Below are 12,464 nucleotides of genomic sequence, written 5' to 3'. Positions count from 1 at the left end.
GGCCTGGACCTTCAGCGAAACCTCGAAGGCCGAGACGCTGTTGGCCCAGCGCGCCTCTGCACCGTCGACCAGCGCCTGCTGCGATGCGTCCAGCGGAATTGCCCGATAGTGCCGGTCGAAGGCGGCTTCGATTTCGCGGACATCATAGGCGATGCGTTGTGCTTCGCGCAGCAATTGTTGGGTCTGCCGGATCTGCTCCTCCAGCGGCTGGAGGATGGACAGCGGCAGGCTCTCGAGGTTCCTCGCTTCGTTGACGAGCGAGGCCGCCTGGTTCTGGAGCATGCGAATCTGGTTGTTGACCTGTTCGAGCGTGCGCGCGGCGGTCAGCACATTCTGCGCATAGTTCGAGGGATCGTAGACGATGCCGCCGAAGCCGAACTGGGCCCGTGCCGGGACCGACACGATAGCCGTCGTGACGACGGCGGCGAGCGCGGTGCCAAGGGCAAGACAATGCAGGATCTTACGCGGGGTCATGGGAGGTCTCCTTCCGGGGGGGTAGTGGATGGCGCTGCATCGGGCCCGAGCAGGTCGGCGGCCCAGTCGAGCCCGCGATGCCTGAGCCAGGCGGCGGCAAAATGGGCGCGACCCGCGCTTTCGACGATGCCGGAAATGGCACGGCGGTCGCTTTTCGAGGAGGCCGCGGCAAAGGCGAGTGCGATCTCGCCCAGCCCCAGCTCGAACAGGCGGTTGCCGCGCGCCGACTGGCAGTAATAGTCGCGCTTGGGGGTTGCCCGACCGAGGATTTCGACCTGGCGGTCATTGAGGCCGAAACGGCGATAGATCGAGAGGATCTGCGGCTCGAGCGCACGCTCATTGGGCAGGAAGATGCGGGTCGGGCAGCTTTCGACGACGGCAGGAGCGATGGCCGAGGACTCGATGTCGGCAAGGCTCTGCGTGGCGAAAACGACGCTCGCATTCTTCTTGCGCAGCGTCTTGAGCCATTCGCGCAGCTGCGCGGCGAAAGCCGGATTGTCGAGCACCAGCCAGCCTTCGTCGATGATGACCAGCGAGGGCGAACCGTCGAGCCGCCCTTCGATCCGGTGGAAGAGGTAGGAGAGCACCGCTGGGGCCGCAGCCGATCCGCCGAGGCCTTCGATCTCGAATGCCTGAAACCTTGAATCGCCAAGCCGTTCGCTTTCGGCATCGAGCAGCCGCCCGAAGGGACCGCCGATGCAATAGGGTGCAAGGGCCTGCTTGAGGGCTTGCGCCTGCAACAGCACGGCAAGGCCGGTGAGCGTGCGTTCGGCAAGTGGCGCACTCGACAGCGAAGTCAGCGCCGACCAGAGATGGCCCTTGGCGACAGGATCGATCGCGATCCCCTCCCCGCCGAGGATCGCCTGGAGCCATTCGAAGGCCCAGTTGAGCTCTGACGGTTCGTCGATCCGCGCCAGCGGTTGCAGCAGCACTCCCTGGTCGCTATCCTTGGCAAGGCTCGAGCCCAGGTCCTGCCAGTTACCACCGCAGGCAAGCGTAGCGGCCTGGATCGAGCCACCGAAGTCGAAGGCGAAGATTTGCGAGCCGGCATAGCGCCGAAACTGCAGTGCCATCATCGCCAGCAGAACGGATTTTCCGGCCCCGGTCGGGCCGACGACGAGGCAATGCCCGACATCGCCGACATGGAGCGAGAAGCGAAACGGGGTCGAGCCTTCGGTCCGTGCATGAAGCAGCGCAGGGGCATCGAGATGCGCATCGCGCTCCGGCCCCGCCCAGACCGCCGATAGCGGCAACATATGAGCCAGGTTCAAGGTCGAGACCGGCGGCTGGCGGACATTGGCATAGACGTGACCGGGGAGCGAGCCGAGCCATGCCTCGACCGCATTCATGCCTTCGGCGATGCAGGTGAAATCGCGGCCCTGGATGACCTTTTCGACGAGGCGCAGCTTTTCGGCAGCCAGTGCGGCATCCTCGTCCCAGACCGTGACCGTCGCGGTGACCAGCGCCAGCCCGACATGACCGGCGCCCAGTTCCTGCAGCGCGAGATCGGCGTCGCCCGCCTTGTTGGCGGCATCGCTGTCGACCAGCACCGAGGGCTCACTGGTCATCACCTCCTTGAGGATCGCGGCGAGCGACTTGCGCTTGGCGAACCATTGCCTCCTGATCTTCGAGAGCAGCCGTGCCGCATCGCCCTTGTCGAGCATGATCGCCCGGGTCGACCAGCGATAGGCGAAGCCTTGCGCGTTCAGCTCATCAAGCAAGCCGGGAAAAGTCTCGCTCGGAAAGCCGACCACGGTCAGCATGCGCAAATGCGCCGCGCCGAGGCGTGGCTCGAGACCTCCGGTCAGCGGCTCGTCGGCGAGCAGCACGTCGAGGTGCATCGGGGTTTCCGGAACGCGGACAGCCTGCGCCCGCGTCGATATGCAGCTGTGGAGATAGGTCAGCGTCTCGCCATCGTCGAGCCAGGCGACTTCGGGGAAGAAACCTTCGCACAAGCGGAGCAGGCGATCGGTGCGATCGACAAATCCCTCGAGCAGTTCGCGCGGATCGATGCCCTTCACTGCCCTGCCCTCGTAGAGCCAGCCCTCGACACGCGCGGCGTCCTCGGCCGGAGGCAGCCACAGCAGCGTGAGGTAATAGCGGCTCTCGAAATGCGCGCCCGCCTCGGCGAATTGCGCGGCTCGCTCGCATTCGACCAGGGCGGTCGCCGGGTCGGGAAAGTCGCAGAGGGGATAATCCAGCGCAGGGCGACGCACGGCTTCGACAAAGATCGCCCAGCCCGAGCCCAGGCGCCGAAGCGCGCTGTTGAGCCGCGCATTCGTCGCCAGGAGTTCGGCTGGCGTCGCGCTGTCGAGATCGGGACCCCGGAAGCGCGCACTGCGCTGGAAGCTGCCGTCCTTGTTGAGCACGACGCCGGGCGCGACCAGCGCGGCCCAAGGCAGGAAGTCTGCGAGGCGGTCCGCCTTGCCCCGATATTCGCGCAGGTCCAGCATGGCTCAGACCTGCAGGTAGGCAGGGATGCGCAGATGCCGCCGCGAGACATCCACGAATTGGGGATCGCGCCGGGCGGCCCAGACCGCGACCATGTGGCCGAGCGCGAGAAAGACGAGACCGGCGAGCCACAGTCGCAGGCCCAGCCCGATCGCACCTGCCAGCGTGGCATTGGCGATAGCCAGCGCGCGCGGTGCGCCGGCAAGCAGGATCTGTTCGGTGAGTGCCCGGTGGACGGGCACGGAAAAGCCGTTAGGCAGTCCATGAGTAGTGCCGTCCATCAGACCAGTGCCCCGCCGCCGAAGGAAAAGAAGGAGAGGAAGAAGGAGGAGGCGGCAAAGGCGATCGAAAGGCCGAACACGATCTGGATCAGCCGCCGGAATCCGCCCGACGTGTCCCCGAAAGCCAGCGCGAGGCCGGTGGCGATGATGATGATCACCGCAATGATCTTGGCGACCGGGCCCTGGATGGACTCGAGGATCGCCTGGAGCGGCGCTTCCCAGGGCATCGATGAACCGGCGGCATGGGCAGGCATCGAGACGCCAAGCCAGGCCATGGCGCCCAGGGCGAAAGTGGAAAGCCGCGAATATTGCCGCGACAGGGCATGGGTCACGATGGGTCTCCTTGGGTTGGGTTGAGGGGCACGAGGAGATACTCGCCTGCGGCATCGAGCCCGCGGACCTCGGCCAGCTCGGCAAGGCGCCGGCCGCTGCCTTCGCGTACGAGCACGGCGATGATGTCGATGGTGTCGGCGATGAGTGCGCGCGGCACGGTGACGACGCATTCCTGGACCAGTTGTTCGAGCCGCCGCAGCGTGCCGAGCGCGGACCCGGCATGGATCGTCCCGATCCCGCCCGGGTGCCCGGTACCCCAGGCTTTCAACAGCTCGAGCGCTTCTGCGCCGCGGACCTCGCCGATAGGGATACGGTCGGGCCGCAAGCGCAGGGCGGACCGGACAAGGTCGGACAGCGTCGCTACCCCGTCCTTGGTCCGCATCGAGACCAAATTGGCTGCGGTACATTGCAGCTCGCGCGTATCTTCGATCAGCACCACGCGGTCGGAGCCCTCGGCGACCCTCGCCAGCAAGGCATTGGTCAGCGTGGTCTTTCCGGTCGAAGTCCCGCCTGCCACCAATATGTTCTTGCGGGCCTCGACCGATGCGGCGAGCGCATCGGCCTGCCAGCCCGAGATGATGCCATCCGCGACATAGTCGGACAGGGTGAAGACGGTAACGGCGGGCTTGCGAATGGCAAAACTCGGTGCCGCCACCACTGGTGCAAGCAGGCCTTCGAAGCGTTCCCCGCCTTCGGGGAGCTCGGCCGAGACGCGCGGCGCTCCGGCATGAACCTCGACGCCGACATGGTGTGCGACAAGGCGGATGATCCGTTCGCCGTCGGCAGCGCTGACATGGAAGTCGGTTGCGACCAGGCCCTGGCCCAGGCGGTCGATCCAGAGGCGACCGTCGGGATTGAGCATTACCTCGATCACGACAGGATCCTGGAGCCAGCGCGAGATCTCGGGTCCGAGCGCTGTGCGCAGCATGCGCGCGCCGCGCGAGGATGCTTCTGACCGGATCGGAATGACACTCATGGAGGGCCCCTCAAGGCGACAGCCGATCACCGGCCGCGCTAGCGAGGCAGATCAAAGAGACATTGAAACGGCGGCAGGCAACAAGGATTTGCGGCCGGCGCAGCGTGTCGAAGAACGACCAAGGAACGGCGGGTTCACCGGCCCGACGGTAAACTCGGCACCACGGGCCGATTTCAGTGCCGGCACGCGGGAACTCGAAGCAAAGTCCAGGGCGCTGCATGGTTGGCACGCACGGGAATATCGCTCGCACAGCCTGGCCCGCATGAAATCGGCAGGTCTTTGACGCCGATCAATGCAGCTTCGTCACCCGCGAACTAGCCATCTACCGATCCCAGCTTCGGAGCGGTGCGACCATGCCAATGAATGATATCGACTACCAGCGTACAAGGCAGACGGTCGCGGCCCCATTGGAACCAGGACAATGAGCCGGTTTCCGGGAAGTGAGGCCGATTGCCGTCGGCTTAGCGCGGCAGCCTGACTGTATGGATTTTTCTCTATCGAGCAGGCAGGCCTCGTGGCGCGACAGGGTGCGCAGCTTCATGCATGATCATGTGTACCCTGCAGAAACCCGCTATCGCGTTGAGCTGGAAGAACATCGCGGAAAACAATGGCAAGTCCCGGCGATCATCGAGGAGTTGAAGGCACGAGCTTTTTCCGAAGGCCTCTGGAATCTGTTCCTGCCCCCTTCCGAGCATGACACGCAGGACTACCGCGGCGCAGGCCTGAGCAATCTCGACTATGCCCTGTGTGCAGAGGAGATGGGCCGGGTCGGCTTCGCTGCGGAAGCATTCAACTGCTCCGCGCCCGACACAGGCAATATGGAAGTGCTGCACCGCTATGGGACGAGCGAACAGAAGGCCGCCTGGCTAAAGCCCCTGATGGAAGGCGAGATCCGTTCAGCCTTCCTGATGACCGAGCCGGACGTCGCTTCGTCCGACGCGACCAATATCCAGACCTCGATCCGGCGCGATGGCAATGAGTATGTGATCAATGGCCGGAAATGGTGGTCCTCGGGCGCAGGCGATCCACGTTGCAGGATTGCGATCGTGATGGGCAAGACCGATTGCGAGGCAGCAGCGCATCAGCAGCAAACCCAGGTTCTGGTTCCGCTCGAGACGCCCGGCGTGGAGATCGTCAGGATGCTGCCCGTTTTTGGCTATGACGGCGCGCCGCATGGCCATGCCGAGATCGTGCTACGCAATGTACGGGTTCCCGTTTCGAACCTCATCCTTGGCGAGGGTCGCGGCTTCGAGATCGCACAGGGGCGACTGGGGCCAGGACGAATTCATCATTGCATGCGGGCAATCGGCGCGGCCGAACGAGCGATGGAGAAAATGACCGAAAGACTGCTCTCGCGGGTCGCCTTCGGTAAACGGCTCGCCGATCAATCGGTCTGGGAACAGAGGCTCGGGGAGGCACGCCTCGATATTGAGATGACGCGCCTGTTATGCCTCAAAGCAGCAGACATGATGGATAAAGCGGGGAACAAGGTCGCAAGGCAAGAGATCGCCATGATCAAGGTGGCTGCTCCGCGCACTGCGCTAAGAGTACTCGACCATGCGATGCAGGCACATGGAGCCGGCGGGTTGTCGGACGATTTCGGGCTCGCCGAAGCCTATGCAGGGATGCGCGCCCTACGTATCGCCGATGGTCCCGACGAAGTCCACCTGCGAACTATTGCGCGGATGGAGTTTGGCAAATTCGGTGAGCGGATGGCGGAGTGGAGGGGCAGACCAGCCCGATGAGTGAGGCAACCATCGATCCTGCCGCACGGTTTGCCTCATGGTATTCCGCAGCATGTGCGCACCCGGGAATAGCAGATGCGAGCGCAGTCAATCTGGCGACGGCGACAAGCGACGGCAGGCCGGCAAACCGCATGGTCCTACTAAAGGACTGCGACGCTCGAGGCTTCGTCATTTACACCAATCTGGGCAGTCGGAAGGCAAGCGAACTGATCGATAATCCATACGCAGCGCTTTGTTTTTATTGGGAAGCTATGGGCAGGCAGGTGCGCATCGAGGGAAAAGCTGAACCAGTCAGCGACGAAGAAGCTGATACTTATTTTGCTTCTCGCCCGCTCTCGAGCAGGATTGGTGCCTGGGCATCGAGGCAATCGGCCAGGCTCGAAAGCCGCGCAAGGCTGGCGGCACGGGTAGCGCATCAGAGTTTGTCATTCAGCTTAGGCGAGAGGGGCCGCCCGCCCTTCTGGTCCGGATTTCGGGTTGTGCCGGAACGAATTGAGTTCTGGACGAGCGGGCAACACCGGCTTCATGATCGGATCGTTTTCGAGAAGGGGGACAGCGGCGATTGGCATCGCTACCTGTTGTATCCGTGACAAAGACCAGACCTGCCATCATCATCGCTGCCGGCGGCGGTGGAACCCGGATGGGCGGTGACAAGCCTTCGAGGAAACTCGCCGGAAAGCCGCTTCTTGAATACGCTCTTGAATGGGCGATGGACAATTCCGACAAGGTCGCGATTGCGGTGCAGGCCAAGGAACAGGTCTCGGTGCATACCGTCCCGATACTTTGCGACAAGGTGCCAGGGATTGGTCCCATCGGTGCGCTCGACAGCGCATTTCGCTTTTCGGAGCAGCACGATCGCGAACGGGTAATGCTGATTGGCTGCGATCTGCCTTTGCTACCAAGCGATCTTGTGCCCACTCTCGAAAAGAGGATCGGAGTGGAAGGCTGCGCCATGCCGGTCAGTCAGGGAAGAGATCATCCGCTGGCGGCCCTGTGGCAAGTCGAATGCAAGAGATTGGCAGGTTACATCGCGGGTGGCGGTCGATCACTATGGCGTTTTTCCGAGTTCGTTGGCGTCGTCCGGGTTGACTGGGGCCAGGATTTCTCACCGGATCCATTCGCCAATATCAACGAACCTACAGCACTTGCCGAAGCAGAGCGCTGGCTGGCGCCTTGATGTGACTTGCTTCGAATCGATACGGCTCGCACCTGGCCTCGGTACCGCTGATCTCAAAAGTCGAGGGCCTGGACCATTTGTCCAGCCTCGAGTGCCGGAATGCCTGGGCCAGAACGGATCAACCAGTCTGCCTGAGCGAGCGCCACCTGCGCACAGCTATCCTGATTTTCGAGCGGACGCAGCCCGTCCGTATCCCATCTTGCCCTGATGAGTGTTTCACGGCCATCGGTTCCCGGCAGTTGACAAGCGAGCGGCAGCATTCGCCATCGCAGGACCTCGCTGATTGGCTGCCCTTGCAGCGCCGCCAAAAGGGCGTGCAGGAACAAGCGTGCAGTGACCATGGCAGAAGTTGGATTCCCCGGCAGGCCAAGCACCCACTTGCCCTTTGCGCGGCCCAGCCAAACGGGCTTTCCCGGCTTCACGGAAACTTTGGTGAACAGCAGCTCAAGGCCATGAGCTACGAACATCGGTTTGGCAAAATCGCGCTCGCCAACCGATGCGCCGCCGGTCACGACGACCACATCGGCCTGGCCCAGCATCTCTCCGGCCAATTGCTCGAGTGTTGGCAGATTGTCTCCTCCTGTCATGCGCGCAACCACGTTTGCGCCGGCCTGCTCGGCCATTGCGGAGATGCCGTAAGTGACGCTTTCAGGGATCGCATCAGCGCGCAGATGCGCCTCCCCCGGGGAGGCTAGCTCATCTCCGGTGCCGATGATGGCCACCTTGGGCCGGGTGGCGACCTGCAGAATTGCCTGATCGGCTGCCGCTGCGGCGACGATTACGCGCGGTCCGAGGCGTGCTCCGGCGCCCAGGAGGAGATTTCCGGCTGAAAAGTCGCTGCCTGCATCGCGCACATGCCAGCCCGGTCCGTAGCCTGCGACGAAGCGCACCTTATTGCCGTCACGCACTGCGTATTCCTGCATCACAACGCGGTCGGCGCCTTTCGGGATGGAGGCGCCGGTAAAAATGCGAACGGCCTCACCCGGCTGAACCGTCCCAAAGAAGCCGGCGCCGGCTCGGCTTTCTCCAACGACCGCAAGCTGAATGTCCGCCCTGGTCGAGCCATCGCACACCGCATAACCATCCATCGCTGCGACAGCCGTGCGCGGAGCCGATAAGCGGGCGAATACAGGCTCGGAAAGCACACGTCCGGCAGCCTCTGCCAGCGGTACGTCCTCGCCCGGCAGCGGGGTTACCGAGCCGTCAAGCAAGGCCAGCGCTTCGTCGATACCGATCAAGCGCAAATATCCCGCAGCCTCGGCAGCGCCCCTGCGATCGAGCAAGGCTTATGGCGGCTGTCGAATTCCAGTTCGAGCAGCCCGTCCCATGCATCACGGCAGGCGCCGGTCGATCCCGGCACACAGAAAATGAAGGCATCACCCGCCTGCCCCGCAAAAGCCCGCGACTGCATGGTGGCGACACCCACGCTTTGAAGGCTCTTTTGATGGAACGCGATCGAGAATCCATCCATCTCGCGGTCAAGCAGCGGTCTTACAGCTTCGGGCGTGTTGTCACGCTGTGAAAACCCGGTACCTCCAGTGGTCAGGACGATCTCGATTGCCGGATTATCCAGCCACGTGTTAAGCCGCGCCCGAATATCATCGATCTCGTCCTTGACGATGCCCCGGTCTATCAGCTTGTGACCCGCAGACTGCAGCCGCTCCACGAGCAGCGCACCAGAAGTGTCGGTTTCCAAAGTCCGCGTGTCCGAAATCGTGAGAACCGCGATGCCGAGCGGATAGAACGTCTGGCTTTCATCAATTCCGGGCATTTTCCTTACCTTCACTTTGCAGCCAGCGAGCCGTATCTTCCTGGTCCTGTACAGTTGGCTCGATCCAATATACGCCACCTGTGTATTCTTCCCGCTTCCAGAACACGGCTTCTGTCTTGAGCCGGTCCATCAGATAGTTCACCGCTTCGAATGCCGCCCGGCGGTGCGACGAGGCGGTGGCGACAAAGACGATGGGTTCCCCTGGCAAGATCCGTCCTGCACGATGAACCACGTGACTGCGAGAGATCGCAAACTTTTCATGAGCCTCGTCGACAATCGCTTGCATTGAGGCCAGAGTAACCCCGCGATAGGTTTCAAGGACCAGCGCGCCCACCAGACTTCCATCCTTGGCCTTTCCGCGGGCGCGGCCGGTGAAACTGGCAACCGCCCCCTCGTCTTCAAGCATCGCAGCGAAACTTGCGAGCCGTGCAGGCGGGTCGAGCCTGTCTTCCGTCAATTCTACCTGGCTGTTCATCCGCCGGAGACCGGCGGAAACAGGGCGACAAGATCGTCGGGTCGAACGAACGCTTCATCTGGAACGATGGTTTCGTTGACGCAGGCCCTGATCCGACCCTTCGATAAGGCGCTCTGAAGCGCCGGGAAGCGCCCACGCAGAATGGAGATCAGTCCCGTGACTGGTACACCGTCGGCGGGGAGCAACAGATCGACGAACGGACCGCAGCCATCAGCCAATCGGCCGCATAATTCGATACGGGTACCGCTAGCCACCATGTGTCACCCTCCAATGGACGCCAGATGCGGAGTGGCACCGCTATTGCCTTCATGTAGCCGGTGCGCAGGTGCCTTCGTGCCGACTAATGCTCGGATACGGGCTGTCAGGGCTGCAGTCTCCCCACCTTGCAAGTGCGGGCGGATATCCATGCCTCCATCGCCAAACAGGCACAGATGCAGCTTCCCGTCGGACGAGAGTCGCAGCCGGTTGCAGCTGGCACAGAAGTCTTTCGAATAGGGGGCGATGATACCGATGCGTCCCCTGGCAGTTGGATGACCCAGTTCGACAGCCGGCCCTGCTCCCGGCTGGCGCGGCATACGCTGCCACCCTTCTGCCTCCAGTCGGTCGATCACAGTCTGGCCGGCGACATGCCGCGCGCCAAAGAATGCCGCATTGTCATTGGTGCGCATGACTTCGATGAAACGCAGGGAAAGATCCCGTGTCGCGACAAAATCAACCATCGCGGCCAGTTCGTCATCATTAACGCCCCGCATCAGGACGGCGTTGAGCTTGATGCTCTCAAAATCTGCGGCCTGCGCCGCCTCGATTCCGCGCAGCACCTCTGCCAGCCGGTCATGTCCGGTAATCTGTGCAAACCGCGCCGGATCAAGCGAGTCCACGCTGATGTTCAGTGCACTGATCCCGCTGTCCCGCCACGCCTGCGCCCGCTCTGCCAGCCGATATCCGTTGGTGGTCATCGCGACGCGGCGAATGCCCGGGACAGACGAAACCGCGCGGGCAACCTCCTCGAAATCGCACCGCAGGGTCGGCTCGCCTCCGGTCAGTCGCACCTTCCACAAGCCAAGCCCGGCAAAGCCGCTTACCGCCCTGCGTATTTCTTCGACCGACAGCTCACTCGGCTTGTTGCATGGCTTCTTGTAGCCATTGGGAAGACAATAGCTGCATCGGAAGTTGCACACATCGGTCAGCGACAGGCGCAGATATTCGAACCGGCGGCCGCTCCCGTCCAGCAGTGGAGCGGCCAGCGGCAGGACGTCTGGGCAACGTAGGCCGCTCACTGAACCAGGGGTCCTTCGGCCACCGGCAGACTGACACCTTCGATGATTGTCTGACTGGCGAGGATCGAGAGATATTGGGCCATGGCCTTGCGGTAACTGGCTTCCTCCAGATATTCGCGGATCGACGCCTCAACCATCTCAAACGGCAACTGCCGTCCTTCGACCCTGCGCCCCGCGCGGATGACATGAACGCCGAAGGGCGATTTCACCGGTTCGCGGCAGAGTTCGCCTTCGGATAGTGCGAACAAAGCCTTTTCAAACTCCGCTACTGTCTGCCCCTTTCCGATCTGGCCGAGATTGCCGCCCTGTTCCTTCGAAGGACATGCGGATTTGGACTTGGCCAGCGCCGCAAAGCACGAGGGGTCCTTCTCCAGCTCGCGGATCGCCATCCGGGCATCGCCGACAGCGAGGCTGTAGTTGAGCGCATCGTCGGGGCTGGCGGAGAACAGGATATGTTCGGCCTCGACCAAAGGTTCGCTGGCAAACCGTTCGCGATGTTGATGGAAGAAGCGCTGGGCTTCGGCTTCGTTTGCGACCGGTACAACGACTTCCTGGCACAGCAAGGCATCGATCCGGGCATCGTCCTCCGCAAGGCGGCGCCCTTCCTCATCGCAGCGTCCCCCTGACGCAATGTTCAAACGGTCGGCTTCGGCGAGCAAGAGCTGCCGGATCGCCAGAGCTTTTGCAGCCGCCATCCAGGCTGTTTCTGCGTCAGGTGCAGGATGGTTCTGCGCTTCCGCCGCAATTGCGGACTCCGCAATCTCCACGCCGCCAACCAGGACTGGCACGCGTTCCCTCACATCATCCATGGCTCAAGCTCCGCCGCGAACGGACGATCTGATAACCACCGCGCCACAGGTACCGGACCGGTACGGATAGCATGTGGACGAGGCGGGTGAAGGGGAACAGGACGAAGATCGTCAGCCCCAGAAACAGGTGTAGTTTGAAGATGATGTGGACATCCGCGATGTAGCTCGCAGCGTTACCCTGGAAAGTGAAGATGCCCTGCGCCCAGTTCATGAACTTGACCATCTCATGGCCATCAAGATGGCCAGCAGACAGCGGTATCGTCGCCAGGCCCAGCGCAAGCTGAGCCCACAGGATCAGGATGATCAAGTTGTCACTGAAGTTTGAGGCGGCGCGTACACGCGGATCGAAGAACCGGCGATGAATCAGCAGGGACGCGCCAATGATTGCAGCAACGCCTGCAATGCCGCCCGCCACTATGGCCAGGAGCTGCTTCGCACCATGGCTTATGCCAAGAGCGTCGAACAGAGCAATCGGGGTCAGCAGTCCGACGAGGTGGCCAACGAAGATGAACAGGACCCCGAGATGGAACAAGACCGACCCCACCATCAATTGCTTGCGGCGCAACAGCTGGCTTGACCCGGATCGCCACGTGTAAGGTTCCCGGTCGAAGCGGATGATCGATCCAAGGGCGAGCGTGGCCAGCGCGATATAGGGATAAATTCCATAAAGCAGGTGGTGGACAAAGCCTTCCATG

The 12,464-nt window shown here is 62.6% G+C and carries 15 protein-coding genes; 3 read left to right on the top strand and 12 right to left on the bottom strand.

What is annotated here, in order from left to right; genetic code table 11:
• The 5 genes from trbJ to trbB all read right to left on the bottom strand — a co-directional run.
• Nucleotides 1-474: P-type conjugative transfer protein TrbJ (trbJ, locus tag AAFM29_RS01680; RefSeq protein ID WP_341711082.1), on the bottom strand; the 474-nt coding region annotated here is incomplete at its 3' end.
• Nucleotides 471-2,927, bottom strand: coding sequence for a conjugal transfer protein TrbE (gene trbE, locus AAFM29_RS01675; RefSeq protein WP_341711081.1), 2,457 nt, complete (start codon nucleotides 2,925-2,927; stop codon nucleotides 471-473). The genes trbJ and trbE, both read right to left, overlap by 4 nt.
• 3 nt (nucleotides 2,928-2,930) lie before the next feature.
• Nucleotides 2,931-3,206, bottom strand: coding sequence for a VirB3 family type IV secretion system protein (locus AAFM29_RS01670; RefSeq protein WP_341711080.1), 276 nt, complete (start codon nucleotides 3,204-3,206; stop codon nucleotides 2,931-2,933).
• Nucleotides 3,206-3,526, bottom strand: a complete 321-nt coding sequence (locus tag AAFM29_RS01665) for a TrbC/VirB2 family protein (protein WP_341711086.1) — start codon at nucleotides 3,524-3,526, stop codon at nucleotides 3,206-3,208. Before AAFM29_RS01665 ends, AAFM29_RS01670 begins: the two co-directional genes overlap by 1 nt.
• 8 nt (nucleotides 3,527-3,534) lie before the next feature.
• Nucleotides 3,535-4,515 (bottom strand): P-type conjugative transfer ATPase TrbB, encoded by a 981-nt coding sequence (trbB, locus tag AAFM29_RS01660; RefSeq protein ID WP_341711079.1) that lies wholly within the window; start codon nucleotides 4,513-4,515, stop codon nucleotides 3,535-3,537.
• Between the two features lie 482 nt (nucleotides 4,516-4,997).
• Here trbB and AAFM29_RS01655 point away from each other — a divergent pair, with 482 nt between their 5' ends.
• Genes AAFM29_RS01655 through AAFM29_RS01645 form a run of 3 tightly spaced genes read left to right on the top strand, consistent with a single transcriptional unit; the run spans nucleotide 4,998 to nucleotide 7,437 of the window.
• Nucleotides 4,998-6,260, top strand: coding sequence for an acyl-CoA dehydrogenase family protein (locus AAFM29_RS01655; protein ID WP_341711078.1), 1,263 nt, complete (start codon nucleotides 4,998-5,000; stop codon nucleotides 6,258-6,260).
• Complete coding sequence (pdxH, locus tag AAFM29_RS01650) at nucleotides 6,257-6,850, top strand: pyridoxamine 5'-phosphate oxidase (protein WP_341711077.1); 594 nt, start codon at nucleotides 6,257-6,259, stop codon at nucleotides 6,848-6,850. Before AAFM29_RS01655 ends, pdxH begins: the two co-directional genes overlap by 4 nt.
• Nucleotides 6,847-7,437: a molybdenum cofactor guanylyltransferase gene (locus tag AAFM29_RS01645; protein ID WP_341711076.1), complete on the top strand. Its 591-nt coding sequence runs from the start codon at nucleotides 6,847-6,849 to the stop codon at nucleotides 7,435-7,437. Before pdxH ends, AAFM29_RS01645 begins: the two co-directional genes overlap by 4 nt.
• Nucleotides 7,438-7,490: 53 nt before the next feature.
• On the opposite strand, the gene AAFM29_RS01640 is transcribed toward AAFM29_RS01645, so the two are convergent.
• Genes AAFM29_RS01640 through narI form a run of 7 tightly spaced genes read right to left on the bottom strand, consistent with a single transcriptional unit; the run spans nucleotide 7,491 to nucleotide 12,463 of the window.
• Nucleotides 7,491-8,675 (bottom strand): molybdopterin molybdotransferase MoeA, encoded by a 1,185-nt coding sequence (locus tag AAFM29_RS01640; protein ID WP_341711075.1) that lies wholly within the window; start codon nucleotides 8,673-8,675, stop codon nucleotides 7,491-7,493.
• On the bottom strand, nucleotides 8,672-9,208 hold the full coding sequence (locus tag AAFM29_RS01635) for a molybdenum cofactor synthesis domain-containing protein (RefSeq protein WP_341711074.1): 537 nt from the start codon (nucleotides 9,206-9,208) through the stop codon (nucleotides 8,672-8,674). The genes AAFM29_RS01640 and AAFM29_RS01635 overlap by 4 nt, the downstream gene beginning before the upstream one ends.
• On the bottom strand, nucleotides 9,195-9,683 hold the full coding sequence (locus AAFM29_RS01630) for a molybdenum cofactor biosynthesis protein MoaE (RefSeq protein WP_341711073.1): 489 nt from the start codon (nucleotides 9,681-9,683) through the stop codon (nucleotides 9,195-9,197). The genes AAFM29_RS01635 and AAFM29_RS01630 overlap by 14 nt, the downstream gene beginning before the upstream one ends.
• The gene (locus tag AAFM29_RS01625; RefSeq protein WP_341711072.1) at nucleotides 9,680-9,937 is read right to left on the bottom strand and encodes a MoaD/ThiS family protein; all 258 of its coding nucleotides are present in this window, start codon (nucleotides 9,935-9,937) and stop codon (nucleotides 9,680-9,682) included. Before AAFM29_RS01625 ends, AAFM29_RS01630 begins: the two co-directional genes overlap by 4 nt.
• 6 nt (nucleotides 9,938-9,943) lie before the next feature.
• Nucleotides 9,944-10,960: a GTP 3',8-cyclase MoaA gene (moaA, locus tag AAFM29_RS01620; protein ID WP_341711071.1), complete on the bottom strand. Its 1,017-nt coding sequence runs from the start codon at nucleotides 10,958-10,960 to the stop codon at nucleotides 9,944-9,946.
• Nucleotides 10,957-11,769 carry a peptidylprolyl isomerase gene (locus AAFM29_RS01615; protein WP_341711070.1) on the bottom strand — a complete coding sequence of 271 codons (813 nt, stop codon included), beginning with the start codon at nucleotides 11,767-11,769 and terminating at the stop codon, nucleotides 10,957-10,959. The genes moaA and AAFM29_RS01615 overlap by 4 nt, the downstream gene beginning before the upstream one ends.
• Nucleotides 11,762-12,463 (bottom strand): respiratory nitrate reductase subunit gamma, encoded by a 702-nt coding sequence (gene narI, locus AAFM29_RS01610; protein ID WP_341711069.1) that lies wholly within the window; start codon nucleotides 12,461-12,463, stop codon nucleotides 11,762-11,764. Before narI ends, AAFM29_RS01615 begins: the two co-directional genes overlap by 8 nt.
• Nucleotide 12,464 lies beyond the last annotated feature (1 nt).

The organism is Erythrobacter sp. (assembly GCF_038133525.1).
Classification (GTDB): Bacteria; Pseudomonadota; Alphaproteobacteria; order Sphingomonadales; family Sphingomonadaceae; genus Qipengyuania.
This window is presented reverse-complemented; position numbering and strand designations above follow the sequence as displayed.